This is a genomic window from Cohnella sp. LGH (genome assembly GCF_017671885.1).
Taxonomy (GTDB): Bacteria; Bacillota; Bacilli; order Paenibacillales; family Paenibacillaceae; genus Cohnella; species Cohnella phaseoli.
Genome location: NZ_CP072117.1, coordinates 4,615,755 through 4,635,978, shown reverse-complemented (window position 1 = coordinate 4,635,978; position 20,224 = coordinate 4,615,755). Strand labels below are relative to the sequence as shown.

The window sequence follows — 20,224 nt, the reverse complement described above, 5'->3', positions numbered from 1 at the left end:
GTCAAACAAAAGTGACGCAGCAGGGGATGAAAGATACCTCAGAGCGGGTTTGCATACACGCCCCAGCAGACAAAAAAAACCGTCCGCGGCCCGCAATTAACGGGATCGGACGGTTTTCTTCATGCGTATGGCCGGTTTAAGACTTCGGGACCAGCGTTCCGAGCCGTTCGCCCATGCTAACCCTGGAGCCTAGCTTCAAATCCGGGCGTGGGTTTAAGGTGCCGTCTTCCGAAAGCAGCACGATGGTAGAACCGAATTCGAAGTAGGCCAGCTCGTCCCCTCGGCGAAGCCGGCGCGGCTTCGGCTCGACGTAACGAATGCTGCTGACGTTCATCGCGCCTACTTTGACGACGGCGACTTCTCCCTGCTCGTGGCGGATGTAGGAGACTAGCCGCTCGTTGCGGGAAAGCACGCGGCGCATAGAGGTAAGGCCGAATTCGTTGACGGGATATACTTTGCCTGCAATGTGCTCGCTCTCGACGATATCTCCGTCGCATGGGGAATGGATGCGATGATAATCCGTCGGACTCAGGTAGAGCACCCAGAAGTATCCGCGCCGATATTGAGCGATTCTCGGAGAGCCGTTAAGCAGCTCCTCGACCGTATAATCTTGTCCTTTGATCTGCAGCATCATGCCGTCTTCGATCACTCCGCAGCCGGTAATGAGCGCGTCCACCGGGCTGGTCAGCGAGTCTGCGGCGGCGTCGACGGGCCGTCGGCCGGGCTTGAGTCTGCGCGTAAAAAAGTCGTTGAGCGAACGGTATTCTCCGATCGCTTTCTCCGCTTCCTCGACCGGAATGTTGTATATCGCCGCAAAGCGAGGAATGAGACGCCGGCTAAAGGAAGATTTGGCGAAGCGCCCCGTCATGCGGGATATGAACTTGCGCGACGACAGTTCCGTCATCATGCGCAGCAGCCAACGAGTCATGTGGCCGAGCACTCCTTTATCGATAGATTCATTCCCGAGAATTGTGACATAACGCCGCGTAAAGTGCAATAGCCCCTTTTTTACGATTCAGCAAGATTAGGTTTCTCGTATCTCCTTGTCTGAATCGTCTCCGCAAAGCTTCTCCGGCGTCCATGCCGTCGAAGCTGTTTTTGCTTGGGCTGCGGGCAGGCGCCGTAACTTTTTTGCTCTCCTCCGTATATGCTGAAGCGACGGCCTAGAAGGCTGACGAGGGAGGCGGGAACGATGCTGAGAGCCGCATTTATTACTCCGGGAGCTTTCCCGGTTCCTTCCGCGATGGGAGGCTCCGTCGAACGCGTGGTCGAGAAGGTCGTTCCCGAGCTGTTGCCCCACGTCGACGCTACCATCTACGGCAGAAAAGGCAAAAGGCTGCCCGCACGGGGGAGTCTTCGCGGCATAAAGGTAGAGCGATTCCCCGGAGCGAACAAGAGCGACTATTTTAACAGGGTATGCGCCAGGCTAGCCCGTTCGAAACCGGACGTCATTCAGGTGGAGAACCGTCCGCTATGGGTTCCCAGGCTAAAGCGGCTGTTTCCGCGGAGCCGAATCTGGCTTAACTTGCATTCCACTACTTTTATCAACTCTCCTTATTTGAACCCTGTCCAAAGAAGAAGATGCTTGCAAGCAGCCGACCGCATCCAGGTGAACAGCGAGTTTCTTCGCACGTACGTTAGAACGTACGTGCCGAATGTGTCCGATAAAATCCGCGTAAACCCTCTTGGGGTGGATATTTCGAGATTTTACGGCAGATCGACGTTGGAAGGGGCGGCCGTCCGCGAGGAAATGCGTTCCCGTTACGGATGGGGGAATCGTCCGATCGCCATTTATGTCGGACGTCTCGTTCCCCAGAAAGGCGTTAAATATTTGCTTGCCGCCGTTCCGTCGATATTGGCGGCCGTGCCCGATGCGCTGATCGTGATCGTCGGCAGCGCGAGATACGGCTCGCATCGCGAGACGGGACATGTGCGGCGACTTCATCGTATGGCCGCCCGTCTGAAAAATCATGTTCATTTTCAACCGTATGTTTCTCATCACGATATTCCTCGCTGGTTCGCGATGGCGGATACGGCCGTGGTGCCCTCCGTCGGAAAGGAAGCTTTCGGGCTGGTCAATCTCGAGGCCATGGCTGCGGAGCTTCCCGTCGTCGCTACCCGGGCGGGCGGAATGAAGGAAATCGTGGTGGACGGACATACCGGGTTTCTCGTTTCCACCGAGCGCGAGAAGATTTCGGCGGAGCTGGCGGGAAAAATCGGTTTTCTGTTGACAAACGGCGAAATGCGTAGGGAAATGGGCTTTCGGGGCAGGGAACGGGTGCTGAGGGATTTCCAATGGCGGCATACTGCGGAACGATGGCTCAAATTCCAGTCGGAATAAAAAAACGCCAAAAAGAGGCGCATGAATCTCCCTTGCGAGGAGGATCGTGCGCCTTTTTCTCATGAGTGCTCCAGATGTTGAAGCGTCTGCAAAAAAATTTGTTCGATGTGCGAATCGTCGAGCGAGTAGAAGACGGTTTTGCCGCTTTTGCGTCGTTTGACCATGCGCATGTTGCGCAAATATCTGAGCTGGTGGGACACGGCGGACTGGCCCATGTCCAGCAGGGCGGCCAGATCGTGCACGCATAGCTCCCGATGAAGCAGGGCGCCGATCAGCTTGATTCGCGTCGGATCCCCAAGAGCCTTGAACAGCTCGGCCAAACGGCTGGCGGAGTCTTCGGTGATCATAAGCTTTTTGACTTCTTGCAGCGGAAGATCGGAATGTGCGCAGCCTTCTTCCGACCTTATCAGCGCGATTTTATCCATGTTAATCTCCCTTGCGGATGGTTGCGATAGTTCTTTCATTATAACGCAACAAGAGAACGACGGAAATAAGGCGGCGGCTCCAAGCCGCAAAACGGAGGCGAGGGGCGTTGCGGGCGACGGAGGAATGAACGAAAAAAATGGACGGACGCCTATCCGCGTGACGCGCCCATGGGTGAATGCATATGATACTGAAGATTTCGATGAACAGGAAGGAGAGGGACATGAAAAAGAAACGAGCGGGCAAATCTCCGAAATCGCGCAAACCGCTATACTACGTCGACGATCCGAATAAACTCGAGCTGAAATGGCTGGATGACATACAAAAATCGAAGCCGATGGCCGTACACGGATCGGCCGTCGATGCGCCGGAGAGACCAGCGGGAAATCCAGCCCATAGCGACATGACGAAGTCGGGCGTCTCCGAGGCCCCGGCTCCGGCGTCAACCGGAAGCGACGTCGGGTCGGCATTAACGGAAACGGTATCGACTCCCGAGGAGACGGAGGAGCTCGTTGCGATCGCTACGGGGGCGTTTCACGCAGCCGAATTGCCGGAGAAGCTCATGGAGCCCGATATTGTGGCCGTTGTCGAAGCCCTGCGTTCGGAAAGCGTCCAGTCGACGGATCAACTGGCTGCGATGATGACCGGCGACGTTGCGGCGGAGGGCGAAGATCCGCAAGGCAGAGGCTTGAGAAGCGGAAGCTTGAAAGGATCGGTAGTTGGAGGACTGAAAAGGGCAGGCTTGAAAGGCGAAGGTTCGGAAAAGCGAGTTTTGCAAGGCGAGGTTTCGAAGAGCGTGGGGCCGGAAAGCGGAAGTTCGAGTTTGCAGGACGAAGGCTTGAAGGACGGAGTTGCGAGAGAAGAAGTCCAGCAGGAGCAGGACGAGGAGGATGCTGCCGAGCGGGAGGCGCGGCATGCCAAGCTTAAGGAGAAAAGAATGCCGTCGCGCCAGACTCCCGTCGTCTATACCGACGATATTGCGGACGAGGCGATTACGGGCGAGAAGCTGGCTCCGTTCGCAGTTAAGGCGATGCATTTGGCAGCCGATTCCGTACACACCGATTCGCTGGCGGATTTCTCTGTAACGGCGATCAAGCTGGCCGACGGTTCGGTGACGACCTCCAAGCTGGCCTCGGAATCGATCGTCGGGGACCATCTGGCCAAAAACGCGATCTCCGGCCAGAAAATCCGCGACCGCTCTATTACGGGAGAGAAACTTCGCGACGGAAGCGTCTCGTCTGAGAAGTTGGCGGACCGAACGATCAGCTCGGATAAAATCGCCGAAGGATCGATACAATCCAAACATTTGAACGTGTCCGTCATTACGTCGGAATTGCTGCAGGACCAGAGCATAACATCGGAGAAAATTCGCAGCGGAGCGATCAGAAGCGAGAATCTGTCCAATGAAATCGTCGACACTTCGAAGCTGGCCGAAGGATCGGTGACAACCTCCAAGCTTCGCGACGGAACGGTGACGAAAGAAAAAGTGGCAAGGGGAGCGATTGAGTCCCAGCATTTGACCGAAGGTCTCATCGTTGCCGATCATGTGGCGTTGGGCGCACTTCAGGGAAAGCACTTGGCTCCGCGGGCCGTCGCGGCGGAGCATCTCGGGGACGGGGCCGTAGGGACAAGGGAACTGGCGGATCGTTCGGTGGCGGGAAACAAGCTCGCACTGGGGTCCGTTCAGGCAGAACACCTTCGGCCGGGAACGGTAAAGGCCGATCATCTCGCGGACGAAGTCGTTAAAACGAGGCATCTGCAGGACGAATCGATTACGGCTTCGAAGCTGGCGGACCAGTCGGTTACAACGTTGAAGCTCGTCGATCATGCGATCACGTCAACGAAGGTGGCGGATCAAAGCATCGTTTCCGCAAAAATCGGAGACGAAGCCGTGCAATCGCGGCATATCGCCAAAGGCAGCGTTCTGTCCGACAAGCTGGCCGAAGGAGCGGTAGAAGTACGCCACCTCGCCGAGCATTCGGTTAACAGCCGGCATTTGGCGGCGCGTTCGGTCGCACGAGAGCATCTCGCAGACAGCTCGGTCGGTTCGGGGCAATTAGCGCCGGGCTCCGTTCAGCCGACGCATGTCTCGGAGGGAGCAATCGGTCCAATACAGTTGGCCGAAGGCGCCGTAACCTCCGCCAAATTGTCGGAACGCTCCGTAGGCAGCGCGCATCTGTTGGCTGCCGCCGTCAAAACGGAGCATTTGGCCGGGGAAAGCGTCACGTCGGAGCAGTTGGCGACAGGAGCGTTGAGGCCGCATCATTTCGGTCACGAGTCTGTCGTCGGAGGAGCGTTGGCCGCGGATGCGGTCGGCGGTAAGCACATCCGCGCCGGAGCGATAGAAGCCGCCCATCTTGCGAACGGGGCGGTAAGCGCGTCTTCGCTGCAAATCGAAGCCGTGATGGAGAAGAACATCGCGCCGGGGGCTGTCGGCGAACGGCAGATCGGCATTCGGGCGGTCTACTCCCATCATCTTACAGATCATTTGATTACATCGCTTAAGCTTTCTCCCGAATGCGTCTCAACGGATAAGCTCGCTGATTTGGCAGTAACTTCGGCTAAACTGGCGGACGACAGCGTAGGCTCCGATAAGCTGTCGGAGAATGCGGTGTTCGACAAAGCCTTGCAGAGCGGGGCCGTAACGGGACGCGCTCTGGCTGATGGGTCAGTCTCTTCAAAGCATTTGAAGCCCAAATCCGTTAAGCAGCTTCACTTAAGCGAAGGGGTCGTATCGTCCGCAAGCTTGGAAGATGGCGCTGTAACATCCGATAAACTTTCGCACGGCTCGATTAAATCGCCGCATTTGGCCATGGGCTCGGTGGAAAGCCGGCATCTGGCGGAGCAATCCGTACTGAGCGTGCATATGGCCGAAAAAAGCATTCGCGAGTTTCATCTGAACGACGGAATCGTCGGTCCGGGCAAGCTTGCGGCCAATAGCGTGGACGGCGGCAAAATCGCGCCGGGATCGGTGAAGGAGCAGCATATTCAGGAACAGTCGATTTCATCTGCGCACTTGAAGCGGGACTCGATCGAGTCGGTGCATATCGGCGCAGGAGCGGTGGGCGAACGGCATCTGGCTGCAGGAAGCGTGCAAGAGGCCGCGATTCAGCCTTCTGCTATTACGGCGGATAAGCTTGCCGACGGCATCGTAACCTCCAAAAAATTGGCCCAGCTCAGTGTCGGCGCGGAGCATCTTCAGATCGAAAGCGTCAGCGGCAAGCATCTGAGATCGGAGGCGGTGCACGGCTTTCATCTTCGCAAAGGCACAGTGTCCATCTCGCATCTTGCGCCCGATTTGCTTGCGCTGGCCAAAAACGGCGAGCGGCGCATCGATGCGGAGAGGCTGGAGCCGAACGCGGTCAGCTCGGTCCACGTCAAAGATCGGACGATAACGGAAGAGAAGCTGGCCGACGGGTCCGTTACGAGCTTGAAGCTGGCCGACGAGGGCGTAACGGCCGATAAGCTGGCAGCGGGCAGCGTCTCCACCGGCAAGCTGGCAGATTCGGCAATTACGTCGGATAAGCTGGCGGACGGCGCCGTGACCACAGAGAAGCTTGCCTGCGGGAGCATAGGCGTCGAACAGCTTGCAGAAGACGCAGTGACGACAGAGGCTCTGGCCGACGGCGCGGTAACGGGCGCCAAGTTGAAGGCCGGCGCGGTGACCGCGGACAAAATTGCTCCAGGTACGATCGGGGCGGATCAACTGGCCGACGATTCGATTACCGGCGTTAAACTCGCGGACGGCAGCGTCGGAACGGCTCAGCTTGCGCCGGGCTCCGTGCAGGCGGATCAACTGGCGGAGGGTGCGGTTGGATCGAGGCAGCTTGCGGAAGGCGCGATCGTCGAGCGATTGCTGGCGGATGGCAGCGTATCGAACGACAAAGTTCGTGACGGGACAATTACGGGAGATAAGCTGGCGGAAAGCGCGGTCGGCACGAAGCAGCTTGCGCTCGGCGCCGCAACGGCGGCGATTTTGGCCGACGGCAGCGTGACGAAGGAGAAACTGCTTCGCGGAGCTGTAACGGCCGACAAGCTTGCGAACGGCAGCGTCGGAACGGAGCAGTTGGCGGAAGGCGCGGTCACGGAGGACATATTGGCAAGCGAAAGCGTGACGGCGGATAAGCTGGCCGGAGGCGCGGTAACGGCGGATAAGCTTGCTTACGACAGCGTGGGAACTTCGCATTTGTCGACAGAAGCAGTGACGACGGACATTCTGGCCGACGACAGCGTAACGACCGATAAGCTGCTGGATGGCGCTGTGACTAAGGAGAAGCTGGCCTATGGGAGCGTGGGCTCTTGGCAGGTGGCCGTAGGCGCGATCACATCGGATCTGCTGGCCGAAGGCAGCGTAACGGAACGGAAGCTGGCGGACGGCGCGGTGACGGCTGCTAAATTGGCTTACGGCAGCGTGAGCACTTCGCATTTGTCAGCAGGAGCAGTCGTCTCGGATATTCTGGCCGAAGATTCGGTGACCGGGGAGAAGCTGGCGGACAGCACGGTGACGGCGGAGAAATTGGCCTACGGCAGCGTGAGCTCGTGGCATTTGGCTCCGGGAGCGGTCGTCACAGAGTCTTTAGCAGATGGCAGCATTACGAGCGAGAAGCTTCAGGACGGAATCGTGACGACCGACAAGCTTGCGGGCAGCAGCGTGGGCACGAGTCAACTGGTGCTCAACTCGGTAACCGAAGATATTTTAAGCCCTGGAAGCGTGGCGTCCGCCAAGCTTAAAGACGGCGTGGTGACGGCTGCAAAGCTGGCGCTGGGGAGCGTTGGAACGCCGCAGCTGGCAGTCGGGGCAGTGCAGGCGGAGTCGCTTGCGGAAGGGTCTGTTGAGAACGGCAAGCTTGCGGATGGGGCGGTAACGGCCGAGAAAGTGGCGGATGGCAGCATCGGAGCAGCGCAGCTGGCGGACGGTGCCGTGCGCGCGGAGTCGTTGGCGGAAGGGTCTGTTGAATCCGGCAAGCTTGCGACCGGAGCGGTGACGGCCGAGAAGCTGGCGCAGCGGAGCGTGGGAACGGAGCAGCTTGCGGAAGGGGCTGTACAGACAGAGTCGCTTGCGGAAGGCGCGGTCGCAACCGGCAAGCTTGCGGACGGTGCGGTTACGGCTCGGAAGCTGGCTCTCGGCAGCGTAGCGGCCGGACATCTGGAGATTGGCGCAATAACGGAGAGCCGCTTGGCGAATGACAGCGTCACGACGGAGAAGCTGATCGACGGAGGCGTCACGACCGATAAGCTCGCGGGAGGAAGCGTCGGCGCAAGCCAACTGATGGACGGAGCTGTAGCATCCGAAAAGCTGGGCAGAGGCGCGGTAATTTCCGAGAAGTTGGGCGACGGCGCAGTAACGAGCGATAAGCTGGCGCCGCGCAGTGTCGAAACAAGCAAGTTAGCGGAAGGTGCGGTTGTCTCGAGCATTTTGGCGGACGGCGCGGTTGAAACGGCAAAGCTTGCGGCCGGAGCGGTGACGACTGAGAAGTTGGCAGACGGCAGTATCGGGACGGATCAGCTGGCGGACGGTGCGATAACGACGTTGAAGCTGGGCCAGGGAGCTGTCGCGGTAGAAAATCTGTCCTTGCCTTTATTCGAATATTTGCGACTTGCCGGAGAGGACATTGCGACAAATCGAATCGTCGCGGGAGCCGTCACTTCGGAGAAATTGGCGGCAGGTGCGGTAGGGACGGAACAACTGGCCGACGGGTCCGTGACGAGCGGAAAATTGCGGGATGGCGACATCGGAACGGAGCAGCTGGCGGTTGGCGCAGTAAACGGGGAAAAGCTTGCTGCAAGAAGCGTAAGCTCGTCGCACATCATTCCTCGTTCCATTCTGGGTTATCATCTGGGCGAGCAGACGATTACGACGAGCCACTTCAAGCCGCAGTCCGTGACCGATGCGCAGTTGGCCGATGGCAGCGTCAACGAGTCGAAGCTTGCTCCGGAAGTTCGCGAACGGCTCCACCAACTGCAACAGATGCAAACAACGGCAGTTGCCTTGGCCGAGAGCGCCCCTCGTGCGTTGGAAGCACACAGCGTAACAGGCGAGCACTTGGCGGACGGTAGCGTGAGCGGGGCTAAGCTGGAACTCGGAAGCGTAACGAGTGAGCACTTGGCGGACGGTAGCGTGAGCGGAGCGAAGCTGGAAGCAGGCAGCGTAACGAGTGAGCATCTGGCGGACGGTAGCGTGAGCGGGGCTAAGTTGGAACTCGGAAGCGTAACGAGTGAGCACTTGGCGGACGGTAGCGTGAGCGGAGCGAAGCTGGAAGCAGGCAGCGTAACGAGCGATCATCTGGCTGACGGCAGCGTGAGTGGAGCGAATCTGGAAGCAGGCAGCGTAACGAGCGAGCATCTGGCGGATGGCAGCGTGAGCGGAGCGAAGCTGGAAGCGGGCAGCGTAACGAGCGAGCATCTGGCGGAAGGCAGCGTGAGTGGAGCGAAGCTTGAGCTGGGAAGCGTGACAAGCGAGCACCTGGCAGATGGTAGCGTGAGCGGAGAGAAGCTTGAAGCAGGTAGCGTGACGAGCGATCATCTAGCTGACGGCAGCGTAAGCGGAGCGAAGCTTAAAGCAGGCAGCGTAACGAGTGAGCATCTGGCGGATGGCAGCGTGAGCGGAGAGAAGCTGGAAGCAGGTAGCGTAACGAGTGATCATCTGGCAGACGGCAGCATAAGCGGAGAGAAGCTGAAACACGGAAGCGTGACGAGCGAACATCTGGCGGACGGCAGCGTAAGTGGAGCGAAGCTTGAAGCAGGTAGCGTAACGAGTGATCATCTGGCAGACGGCAGCATAAGCGGAGAGAAGCTGAAACACGGAAGCGTGACGAGCGAACATCTGGCCGATGGTAGCGTGAGCGGAGCGAAGTTTGAAGCAGGCAGCGTAACGAGTGAGCATCTGGCGGATGGCAGCGTGAGCGGAGCGAAGCTGGAAGCAGGCAGCGTAACGAGCGAGCATCTGGCGGATGGCAGCGTGAGCGGAGCGAAGCTGGAACACGGAAGCGTGACAAGCGATCACCTGGCGGACGGCAGCATAAGCGGACTGAAGCTTGAACTGGGCAGCGTAACAGGCGAGCATCTGGTGGATGGCAGCGTAAGCGGATCGAAGCTTGAGCTGGAAAGCGTGACAAGCGATCATCTGGCTGACGGAAGCGTAAGCGGATCGAAGCTTGAGCTGGGAAGCGTGACAAGTGAGCATCTGGCTGATGGCAGCATAAACGGAGCGAAGCTGGAGCTCGGAAGCGTAACAAGCGATCACCTGGCAGATGGCAGCATAAGCGGAGAGAAGCTGGAAGCAGACAGCGTAACGAGCAAGCATCTGTCAGACGGCAGCGTGAACGGATCGAAGCTGAAAGCAGGCAGCGTAACGAGCGAGCATCTGGCGGATGGTAGCGTAAGCGAAGAAAAGCTGGTTTTCCCTCCAGTGGCAAGTCCTTGGCCTGGAGTGGGCGTACTGTTCGGCAACCAATCCTACTCGTTTCAAGGCGGAAACGAATCGATGAGATTAATTGTATCGTTTCCGGGAGCTTTTGCCGACAATTCTTACACATTGGTATCAATGTCGGATCATCCAGCTTGCAACTGTATTCTTGCCGAGAAACGTCCTCATGAAGCAGAGTTGATTGTGTTTAGAACGCGGCTGGGCCCTGATCCTCAGGGGGCCATTCAATGGATTGCGATCGGCAGTAAAGCAAATTCATAGTTTCGCGTGATGTCGAACGGCCATTTCCTCAGCTCATCGTTGCGGGGGAGGTGGTCGTTCTGACGTTTAAATTAGCTTTTTCGGTATGGTAAGAAGCAGTGGACATAAGTGTTTCAGATGCTCGGAGTGGTACATCGAGAACAACGGCAGTACATGTGCCGTTGCGCAGGGACACGTCACACATACAATGTCTTGTATACCTTTGCCCGAACCTGAGGGGGTGAATGGATTGGCGATCAGCAGCGGGAAAAGCCATTCTCGCATTCGCAAACCGAAATTCGCGGGTAAAGGACGTAAACGGCCGATTCGTCGCCGGGTTTCCGTGCAGGAGCAATCCAGGAAAATTAATCGCCCGTCCGGAGATTCTTGGCAGTCGCCGCGCGTCTCTGTGATCGTGCCGGTCATGAATGAGAGGAGGACGCTGCGCAAGGTCGTACGGGAAGCCTTTCGGGTTCATCCGCATACGGAAGTGATCGTCGTTGTCAACGGCTCGACCGACGGTTCTCTGGATATTGCCAGAAGAAGCGGGGCCAAGGTGATCGTCTATGATCGGCCGCTCGGTCACGATGTCGGCAGATCGATCGGAGCAAGAGAAGCGGTTGGGGATATCCTGTTGTTCATCGATGCGGATATGCTGATTCCTGCCCCAAAGCTCAAAGTCTTCGTCGACTCGGTAGAACGGGGAATTGACGTAGCGCTTAACGATTATTCCGGCCCGGTTGATCTTCCTGTCGTACACGGCGTCGTTCTGGCCAAACATGCTTTGAACACGCTGCTTGGACGGCCGGATTTGGCCGGGGCTTCGATGACGGCCATTCCTCATGCGATCAGTCGTCGGGCTTTGACGACAATCGGCTGTTCGCCGCTATCCGTTCCGCCGCTGGCGCATGCGATGGCGATTAGGCAGGGATTAAACGTGGCGCGAGTCGCCCCGATTAATGTAGGAAAGCTCAATCCGGTGAGGTTGAAAAGGGAACGCAAAAACTCTCTGGAGCCGCTTATCGTTGGCGACCACCTGGAGGCGATCCATTGGTGGCTCAGGCATACGGACTTCAGAGGCGGCTACGAAGACGGTTTTCGCCAAAGAGGGATGGTGAGATAGCGAGATGAAGAAGCAACTCAGCTTAACCAGACATGCCGCCCGGTCTCGCGTTCGGCGCAGGCCGATCCGCTCGTCTTCTCCCCACAGCAGGAAGCTTCCCCGAAAAGCCGGCGCCGCAAAACGAAAGAGGCCAATGAAGCGCTCCGGACCCTATTCCGATTTTGTAGCAGGAGCTAGCGCCGGATCGGCATGGCGAGGAAGCCATTCTGGAACGCCAGACATGCTACGAGGAGCGATTAGCGAGAGCTGGCAACGGAGATTTCGGGAAACCTGCGGCAAAGGCCGGGTGGAATGGCGGCAAACGCTGCAGCGGGGAAAGCAGTATGCAGCAGGGTTTATGCAGGGAGCGGGAATGAGCGTCGCCCTATGTCCGATTCCCCTTCAGACGAAAGCGTCGGCTGTCGTGTGCGCGGGAGAGGACGAGAATGCTCTCGTTCAGACGTTATCTCAATTAGAGCTTCTGCCGCTGCACGAAATCGTAGTCGTTGCAGGGCAGCCGACAGAGCGTCTTTTCTCTCTGGCCAGAGGATTAGGCAATGCGATTGTCGTCGGTTTGCCGGATCGGGTAGATCCCGACATCGGACGGGCTCTGGGCGTTAAACTAACCGGAGCGGACACAGTGCTGTTCGTCGATGGAGCGAATGTCGTCGGAGCCGAGCAGCTCGCGCGATTCCTATGGGAATGCGACGGGAAGCTGGACGTCGTTCTGAACGATCTCGGCGCGAGGATGAGGACGTTTCGCCATCGCAAGGGGGTTGAGCGGCTGCAGGAGTTTCTGAATGCAAGCTTGAAGCGAGAGGATCTGAAGATCAATTCGTTATCTGTGCTTCCTTTCGCATTATCCCGGAATGCTTTGGATACACTTGGCGCCGGCGCGTTGTCCGTACCGGTAAAGGCGCATGCACAAGCGATACTGAAAGGTCTGAAATTCGGAACGGGAGGGTTCGTCGGAGCCGGAGGGCTGCCTGGCTTTTCCGATTCCGGATGGAAGAAGGCTGCCGGAGACCATGCCGAGGCTTGGAGAGAGGCGCTCAGCGTTAGAGGGGATCGAATGCATTTCGCAGATACGATGCGCAACCGCGGTATATTGGGAGAGTGGGCGACATGACCATAACTTCCATTATCATTCCGACTTATAACGGCCTTGATTTGCTGCAAAGGTGCGTGCAATCGATACGTCGGTACACCGACCAACCGCATGAAATCATCGTCGTAGATAACGGCTCACGGGACGAAACGGCGGCCTGGTGCTTGAGAGAAAGGATAACGCTCGTTTCTCTGCCGCGTAACGAAGGGTTTCCCGTCGCCTGCAACAAAGGGATGCGTTTTGCTTCCGGGGATACGATCGTTCTGCTGAACAACGATACGGTCGTCACGTCGAATTGGCTTCATAACCTGTCCACGGCACTGCTCAGTTCCCCGGACGTCGGTCTTGTCGGCCCGGTGACAAACTATGCCAGCGGCTCGCAGCAGGTCCACTATCCGTTCGAGGACTTGGAGGAATTTCAAAGAATCGCAGAAGCCGTAAATGTACCGGATCCGGCAAAATGGAAGCGAGTCGAACGGATCGTCGGCTTGTGCTTCGTTTTTCGCAGGGAGCTGATGGAGAAAATCGGCATGCTGGACGAAAGATTTTCGCCGGGACACTACGAGGATGATGATTATTGCTTAAGAGCAAGACTTTACGGATTCGGACTGCTGGTCTGCCACGACGCTTTGATCTATCACGAGGGAAGCGCCAGCTTTAAGAGAGAAGGCTCCCAGGAGCAGGCGCATCTTGTCGAAAGGAACTATCGATTGTTTATGGATAAATGGCAGCTTGATCCTCGGGCTTTTGTCTAGAAAAACGGGCTTTCCAGGCTCATTAACATGAGGAGGTATCGCTGTTGAAGGCTGTCATATTGGCGGGCGGCACGGGAACTCGTCTGAAGCCGCTCACCTATTGGACGAATAAGCATCTGCTCCCTATCGGAACGTACCCGATGATCTGCCACGGCGTTACTAAGCTCAGAGAGGCCGGTATTCGAGATATCGTGCTTGTGACCAATCGGGGCTCTCTCGGCAGCTTTGCGGACATTTTGGGTAGCGGGAAGGATTGGGGCGTATCGATCGTGTACAGGGTTCAGGAGGAGGCCGGAGGGATCGCGCAGGCTTTGGAGCTTGCCCGTCCGGTGATGAAGGGAAAGGATAAATTCGTCGTGCTGCTAGGAGACAATTTGTTTGAGGAAAGTCTGAAGCCTTATTGCGAGCAATATGCCAAACAATCCGAAGGAGCCATGGTGCTGCTGAAAAAAGTAGCCGATCCGCACAGATACGGAGTCCCGCTGCTGGATGAGAAGAGCGGACGGATTGTGACGATCGAGGAAAAGCCGGAGCAGCCGAAGTCGGATTATTGCGTGACCGGCCTTTATTTTTACGATACGCAAGTGTTCGAAATGATTGACAGAGTTAAGCCCTCCCGCAGGGGAGAACTGGAAATCACAGACGTCAACAATGCTTACGCCTTATCCGGCAAGTTGACCTATCGCGAATTGACCGGCTGGTGGACGGATGCGGGTACGTTCGAGTCTTTGGAAGAAGCGGGAAGGAGATTGAAGGGGGCGATCACATGATGCATTCAAGCTTGCGCAAGCCGGCGGTCGCCTCTGCCGCTCCCAGAGCGGAGAAACCGCAATCTCCGGCCAAGACAAGCGCCAAGCCAAAGCCCGCTAAACCAGTCGCTAGACCGAAGCAGGGGAAACTCCCGCTGAAGAAAAAAGTGCGTAAGCTTGCCCCGGGGAAAGGGAAAGCCCGCTCACGCCGAAGGCGGGTCGGCAGCAAACGCAGAACCCCCATCGTGTCCAAACCTCAGCTTGAGCAAGGGGACGAATCGTTCCGGGAGCGGCAGCGCAGCTACGAGCAAGGATTTCAGGAAGGGTTGATCGAGGGCGGGGAGCGCATGCTGGAGGAGCACTTGCCGCCGGATATGATTATCCCGGATATCACGGCAAGGGAGGCTGTCTCCGCCGGAGTCGAATCGCTAAAAAAAAGAGGCATTCCTCTGCTGAACAGCGCTACGGTCTACGACGAATTGGCAGCGGCCCTTAACGAGAGGCGATCCTACGCCTTCATTCGTCTGGGAGACGGAGAATTGCTGACATTGGCCCAAGAGAAGGTACTTTCTCTTGAGGAGGTCCGGCGCGAAGGAGATTTTCTCCCCTATGCGGGCGTAACGATCCCGAACCTGGCGGCTCGCGATGAGCTGGCGGAATGCATTAAGGTGGCTACGTTAATCGGGGTGCCGATGTCTCGTCATCCCCATTTTCAGCCACTGCTGTTCGCCACTCTCCGCGCCCATGGCATCGATTATAGACAGCTTCGCTTTACGACATCCACGATGAACTATTTGATGGAGGAGCAGGGGCTGCTGCTCCGGTTGTTCCAAGGACGCAAACTATTGATCATCGGGAATGTGGCGCTGCAGCTCCGGGAGGCGCTGCTTGAGAAGGGGATGGAAGTGGTCGGGGTGGTTACTCCGGTTAACGGTTACGCGGACGTTCCCAGAGTTGTGGCTGAAGCGATGCAATACGACTATGACATCGCTCTGGTAGCCGCGGGAATAGCGGCGATTCCGATAACGGTTCATCTGGCCGGAATGGGGGGCAAGGTGACGTTCGATTTCGGTCATCTGGCCGATCGAATGGCCGGTCTTGCTCAGCCTGAAAGGCAATAGGAGCATGGAGGCGAGAAAATGGCTGCGACAAAGACAAGGGTCAAGCGGGCAAAACGGCGCAGGTTTTCCCGCACCGGATCAAGGGCGGTCGGCGGACGGCTCCGCCGGCAGCGCGAAGCTCGGCAAACCCGCTACCAGGAGGGATTCGGGGACGGCTACCGCGAGGGCGTACAGTCCGGCTTGCAAAGCTACCCGATTTTATTCGAAGGAACGAGCATCGTTATTCCCACCTACAATCAATTAAACATGATTAGAATGTGCATTGAGAGCATTTTCGACAATACGGATCTGTCTTATGAAATTATTGTCGTAGATAATGCGTCGACCGACGGGACGGCGGATTACTTGCGGAATTTGGGCGGGCAGGTTCGGTTCAGGGCGTTGGACAAAAATCTCGGTTTTGCCGGAGCGATCAACATCGGGATGATGATGGCGAAAGGCAGTACGATCGTGCTGCTGAATAACGATACGCTGGTAACGGAAAATTGGCTCGATAACTTAATGGCGTGCCTCAACAGCGATGAAACGATAGGGATGGTCGGCCCTATGACGAACTATATCAGCGGCCAGCAGAAGATCGACGTTCCTTATACGGATATAGCCGATATGCCCGCTTTCGCCAGAGAATACAACCGTTCGGATCCGTCCCGGTGGCTCAGAACCGATCGACTGACGGGGTTCTGTTTGCTGTTTAGGCGCGAGCTGTTCGAAGGGATCGGCTATTTCGACGAAGGCTTTGAGATCGGCAATTTCGAAGATGACGATTACAATATTCGCGTTCGATTGTCGGGAAAAAGTCTGGTCATGGCCCAGGACACGTTTATTCATCATTTCGGCAGCGTCAGCATGAAGGCGCTGGGAGACAGGTTCCAGGAAGTCAACGATCGCAATCAGCAATATTTCATGGACAAATGGCACGACCCTTACGAATGGATCCAGCAAGTTCGCAGACAGCCTGTTTGGACTCAGGGGGCCGCGTATCATTCGGGCGCTTTTTACCCCGAAAGAATTGTGGTGCAAGGCGTTGGCGCGAACTACTACTGGGTGGAAAAGGGGCAGAGACGGCTTGTGGAGGGCTCGATTACTTTTCCCGCCGTTAGACTGTCGCAGATCGACCTGAAGCGCTGGCCGCTGGGCGATCCGATCCCCGTTCAGGAAGTGGAAGCGCGCTGGCGCGGTTTGGACGGCGCTTCCGGCTGGGAATCCGGCGTCGCGCAGTTGGAGGATGGAACGCTGTTTTATGCGGAGAACGGCAAAGCCCGGAAAATCGTCAGCGCTTCAGTGATGAGATACTGGCAACTGCATCTCAAACCGTCGCGAACGATCACATTGGTCCAATTGTCGGAAGCGGAGGAAGGACTGCCGATTATCGCCCCTCCCATGCTTAAGCAAGTGCTGTAAGGGGGACGGACGAGAATGCCCGGTGCCCCGCACGATGCGAATCGGCCAGGCTTATTGTCTGCTGTCTTTATGGGCGGACGATGGGCCTTTTTGGCGTTTCGCGGGGCGCAGAGGCGCGCCAATGTAGGCTTTTGCTCCTGTGGCAAGCGCTGATTGGCGGCATATGCTGTAGAGAACTGGACGTATGCGGCTGGTTGCGCGAGAATGCATTTTGCCTAGGGAGGGTATGGCTGTCATGCAGGAATTGTTGACTGAAATCGTCGTCCACCTCTCCAGATCCCATCAGCAAATGGCCAGAATATTGGATGCCAAAAGGCACGTAGCCGTACGGATGGCCCATCTCGTCCAAGCGCTGCCGGATGAGCATCCTCAGTTGAACGGATTAAGCGGGTTGCTGGATAGCTCGTCCAACGTAACGAAGAACGTTATTTCTTATTTGAACAGTCTTGCGGATTTGCAGGAAGCCGTCGCCGATAGTCTGACCAACGTCGTAAAGGCGATGGGAGATTCCAACGACGAGGAATAGCAGCGCGCGGTGAAAGGAGGGGAGATGAAATGAATCGGGAGGAAGCTTATCATCTCACGCTCGACGCAATTGCGAAGATGCAGTGGAACGTAGCCATGATTTTGGAGGCGAAAGCCGCGGAGGCCGAAAAGGTTCGCAATTGGCTCTGCACTCATATTACTAACGATACCTACGAAGCTCATAACGACCAACTATCGACCTGTATCCAGTGGAACGAACAGAACATCGAGGTGCTGGACGGATTAACGAAGCTGTGCAACGGGTTGAGCCGCAATATGAAAGCGATCCTTAACCCGGATACGGAGGAGTCCGACGGCATGAACTCCATGTTCGGAGGCTATGACATGGGAGAGCGCGACAGATGAATCGGTCGGATCGGGAGTGGGAAATCAAGCTTCAGCTCATGGGCGCGATCTCTAGAAGCCAGGAAGCATTAGCGAGAATACTGGAAAATGCAGCGGATGTGACGGAGCATGTCGGCGTCTCTCCTTCGACTCTACAGGAGCATGTGCGAGTGCTGAATGGAATGCAGGGGGCGCTGCTTAGATCGGTAACCGGACAAAGCTGGCGCCCGCCCGTCGCCGGAACGCCAGCCGCTCCTTGGTTATCCGAAGCGGTGAGGTGCAAGCAAGCTAGCTCAGAGACCGGGGGTGTTCCGAATTGAAAGGCAAATCGCGTTCCGCCCGCATTGGCGGGAGGAAGAAAGCCGTTGCTGGCAGAAGCGGCAAAAGACCCTTACGCAGAGGGAAGATCAGATCGGGCAAAAGCAAGCTTCGTTCCCGTAAGGTGGTCGGCAGGCGCAGCGTTCGAAGAAATCCAGCGGGGAGAAGGCGCGTCGGAAGGGCTCGGAATGCCGGTACAGCAGGAGGAGGCTCCTCGTATCAAGCAGGCTTTAATCAAGCGTATAACGAGGGGTACAACGTCGGTTTTGCTAAAGGCTTCGAGGACGGTCACCAGTTAGGGTATGAGCAACAGGTCTAATCGGAACAAGCGCTGCGGGACGAAAACCGATAATTTGGCAAATTTCGCCTTGACAATATTGTAGTTCATGTAATAAATTAACTAAAAACAGTATATTTTACGCGAGGAAGCACCACGCCGACTAGGGGAGACATCCCTTTGTTTGCTGGTGCTTTTTTATCGCCATTTGGACGAATTTTCAATGGATAAGGGGGATCGGTGATGAGGAAAATGGGAGCTTTGTTCGTCGGGTTGAGCGTCGCTTCGTGCGGGGTATCGGGATTAGTCGGGGCTACCGCTGCAACTGCGGAGCCGTTGTTCAAGGATATCTCCAAGCGTCATTGGGCGCGGAGTCAGATCGAACGAGCCATATCTCAGGGATATGTGGAAGGCTACCCGGACGGGACTTTTAATGCCAAAGCCCCCGTTACTCGTGCAGAGTTTACGAAAATGCTCGTGGATGCGCTTCGTCTGCCGCATTCTCAGGGAGGGCTTCCCTGGTATCAGGGCTACATATCGGCCGCATTAGAATTTGGGCTGCTGGACGAGACGGACTCGACGGATTACGCCAAGCCGATTAAACGGATTGAGATGATCCGGATGCTTTCTCGGGCGTTGGCGCTTGAGGCTCCGTATCGGGAGTATCTGGAGAGCTTCGGGGCGTTCAAGAAAGACGATATGCCTTTTGCCGATCGGCTGCAGTTTCAGAATCGGGACGTGCCTGGCATCGCGCTGGCTTACGGCTCGGGCGTTGTGAACGGCTACCCGGATCAAACGATGCAGATCCACCGCATCGCTACTCGATCGGAGACGGTCGTTATGATCGAGAGCTTTTTGGAGGTTAGAACTCTTGATCCGCTGACGCGGGAGCGACTGCTAACGTTCAGTTCTACCGGCAAAACATTTGCTGCAACGAAAATCGAAGCTTTGGAGGAGGAACAGGAATGAAAAAATTAATTGTTCTCGTATCCTTATTCTTGATTACATCTATTGTTTCAGTAGCTGCAGAAGGAGAGAAATCGGCAGGATTCAAAGATTTGCCGGACACGCATTGGGCGGCGGCTTCCGTCTATAAGGCTGCGGGGAAGGGCATTATCAACGGCAAACCCGGCAATCTCTTCGACCCGAACGCGAATGTCACCCGCGCCGAATTTATCAAGATGGTTGCGCTGGCAGCTGAAATGGAGATTCCCCAGCAGAGCGGAGGCAAATGGTTTGATCCTTATGTTTCCGTCGTTGCGAAAGAGAAGATTTACAATTCTTCCGATTTCAAAAGCTGGACTGAGCCGTCGACCAGGCTCGATATGGCGCGACTCATCGTCCGGGCGCTCGATCCCGAACTCCGCAACGCCAGTGACAAAGAGCTGATGTATGAAGCGACGAAGCGCGGCATCATTCGCGGATTGGACAAGGGCGAGATTGGCGGGAATGAGAAATCGACCCGCGCGCAGGCCGCGGTCATAATCGACCGGATGCTATCGGTGAAGGAAGGTAAGACGTTGGAAGCCGATAAGCGCGCTGCTTCCTATGCCGAGGTTGAAATGAGCGGCACGAATCTGCAGACGATGTGGGGCATGAAGGCGGTCCCTTTGCCGTTTAAGATCAACGCGGGAAGCAAGCTGAACGTCGAGATCGATCAAATGCTTGTTGTGGACTTGGGGGATAAGGAGGGGGCTTATCGGGAGTGGTTTCCGAAGGTTATGAAGCAGGATGGAAGTACAGCTACCAAAAATGAGTATGTGATTGCCCTCCATCTTAATGTTGAAAATACGATTAAACAAGCAAGCTCTTCATGGAGTTTACCGTTCAAGATCACGACAGAATCTCCAATTTATAGATACGCGGGGATCCATCCGGACGTAAAAGAGCAATCCCCTATTAAGTTCGTGCCGACCATAAATACGAATAAAATTCAGAAGATAGACGGTTGGTATATGATGACCATCAAGAAAGAGGATGTTGAAAACCGCCCAAAAATCGAAAACGGAAAATTTGGTATCGTAATCTACAATTACGTGACCCGTAGTAAAGTCTTTCTATCGGAGAAGGTTGATCCCCGATGAAAAAAAGAT

At 56.4% G+C, this 20,224-nt stretch carries 16 protein-coding genes; 14 read left to right on the top strand and 2 right to left on the bottom strand.

Going from position 1 to position 20,224, the window contains the following annotated elements:
- Positions 1 to 136: 136 nt before the first annotated feature.
- Entirely contained in the window at positions 137 to 928 is a 792-nt protein-coding gene (gene asd, locus J4772_RS19930; RefSeq protein ID WP_209071103.1) for an archaetidylserine decarboxylase, read from the bottom strand.
- A 264-nt stretch (positions 929 to 1,192) separates the two neighbouring features.
- On the opposite strand from asd, the gene J4772_RS19925 reads away from it, so the two are divergent.
- The gene (locus J4772_RS19925; RefSeq protein WP_209071102.1) at positions 1,193 to 2,341 is read left to right on the top strand and encodes a glycosyltransferase family 4 protein; all 1,149 of its coding nucleotides are present in this window, start codon (positions 1,193 to 1,195) and stop codon (positions 2,339 to 2,341) included.
- Positions 2,342 to 2,400: 59 nt separating this feature from the next.
- Here the strand turns inward: J4772_RS19925 and J4772_RS19920 are convergent, their stop codons facing one another.
- Positions 2,401 to 2,766 carry an ArsR/SmtB family transcription factor gene (locus tag J4772_RS19920; protein ID WP_209071101.1) on the bottom strand — a complete coding sequence of 122 codons (366 nt, stop codon included), beginning with the start codon at positions 2,764 to 2,766 and terminating at the stop codon, positions 2,401 to 2,403.
- Between the two features lie 221 nt (positions 2,767 to 2,987).
- On the opposite strand from J4772_RS19920, the gene J4772_RS19915 reads away from it, so the two are divergent.
- From J4772_RS19915 to J4772_RS19855, 13 genes are all read left to right on the top strand, one after another.
- Positions 2,988 to 10,451: a WIAG-tail domain gene (locus J4772_RS19915; protein ID WP_209071099.1), complete on the top strand. Its 7,464-nt coding sequence runs from the start codon at positions 2,988 to 2,990 to the stop codon at positions 10,449 to 10,451.
- Between the two features lie 235 nt (positions 10,452 to 10,686).
- Positions 10,687 to 11,553, top strand: a complete 867-nt coding sequence (locus tag J4772_RS19910; RefSeq protein WP_371822908.1) for a glycosyltransferase family 2 protein — start codon at positions 10,687 to 10,689, stop codon at positions 11,551 to 11,553.
- Positions 11,554 to 11,773: 220 nt separating this feature from the next.
- Positions 11,774 to 12,661, top strand: coding sequence for a family 2 glycosyl transferase (locus tag J4772_RS19905; protein WP_209071096.1), 888 nt, complete (start codon positions 11,774 to 11,776; stop codon positions 12,659 to 12,661).
- The gene (locus tag J4772_RS19900; RefSeq protein ID WP_209071095.1) at positions 12,658 to 13,395 is read left to right on the top strand and encodes a glycosyltransferase family 2 protein; all 738 of its coding nucleotides are present in this window, start codon (positions 12,658 to 12,660) and stop codon (positions 13,393 to 13,395) included. The genes J4772_RS19905 and J4772_RS19900 overlap by 4 nt, the downstream gene beginning before the upstream one ends.
- A 44-nt stretch (positions 13,396 to 13,439) precedes the next feature.
- The gene (locus J4772_RS19895; protein ID WP_209071093.1) at positions 13,440 to 14,165 is read left to right on the top strand and encodes a sugar phosphate nucleotidyltransferase; all 726 of its coding nucleotides are present in this window, start codon (positions 13,440 to 13,442) and stop codon (positions 14,163 to 14,165) included.
- On the top strand, positions 14,162 to 15,265 hold the full coding sequence (locus J4772_RS19890) for a high mobility group family protein (RefSeq protein WP_209071092.1): 1,104 nt from the start codon (positions 14,162 to 14,164) through the stop codon (positions 15,263 to 15,265). The genes J4772_RS19895 and J4772_RS19890 overlap by 4 nt, the downstream gene beginning before the upstream one ends.
- A gap of 18 nt (positions 15,266 to 15,283) precedes the next feature.
- Positions 15,284 to 16,666, top strand: coding sequence for a glycosyltransferase family 2 protein (locus J4772_RS19885; RefSeq protein ID WP_209071091.1), 1,383 nt, complete (start codon positions 15,284 to 15,286; stop codon positions 16,664 to 16,666).
- Positions 16,667 to 16,901: 235 nt separating this feature from the next.
- Positions 16,902 to 17,192: a nucleoside-diphosphate sugar epimerase gene (locus tag J4772_RS19880; protein ID WP_116062262.1), complete on the top strand. Its 291-nt coding sequence runs from the start codon at positions 16,902 to 16,904 to the stop codon at positions 17,190 to 17,192.
- 29 nt (positions 17,193 to 17,221) lie between these two features.
- Positions 17,222 to 17,557 (top strand): alpha-helical endospore appendage domain-containing protein, encoded by a 336-nt coding sequence (locus J4772_RS19875; protein WP_209071090.1) that lies wholly within the window; start codon positions 17,222 to 17,224, stop codon positions 17,555 to 17,557.
- Positions 17,554 to 17,856: a hypothetical protein gene (locus tag J4772_RS19870; protein ID WP_209071089.1), complete on the top strand. Its 303-nt coding sequence runs from the start codon at positions 17,554 to 17,556 to the stop codon at positions 17,854 to 17,856. The genes J4772_RS19875 and J4772_RS19870 overlap by 4 nt, the downstream gene beginning before the upstream one ends.
- The gene (locus J4772_RS19865; RefSeq protein ID WP_116062265.1) at positions 17,853 to 18,173 is read left to right on the top strand and encodes a FliH/SctL family protein; all 321 of its coding nucleotides are present in this window, start codon (positions 17,853 to 17,855) and stop codon (positions 18,171 to 18,173) included. The genes J4772_RS19870 and J4772_RS19865 overlap by 4 nt, the downstream gene beginning before the upstream one ends.
- 201 nt (positions 18,174 to 18,374) lie before the next feature.
- Positions 18,375 to 19,100 carry an S-layer homology domain-containing protein gene (locus J4772_RS19860; RefSeq protein WP_209071088.1) on the top strand — a complete coding sequence of 242 codons (726 nt, stop codon included), beginning with the start codon at positions 18,375 to 18,377 and terminating at the stop codon, positions 19,098 to 19,100.
- Positions 19,097 to 20,215, top strand: coding sequence for an S-layer homology domain-containing protein (locus J4772_RS19855; RefSeq protein WP_209071087.1), 1,119 nt, complete (start codon positions 19,097 to 19,099; stop codon positions 20,213 to 20,215). Before J4772_RS19860 ends, J4772_RS19855 begins: the two co-directional genes overlap by 4 nt.
- Positions 20,216 to 20,224: the final 9 nt, after the last annotated feature.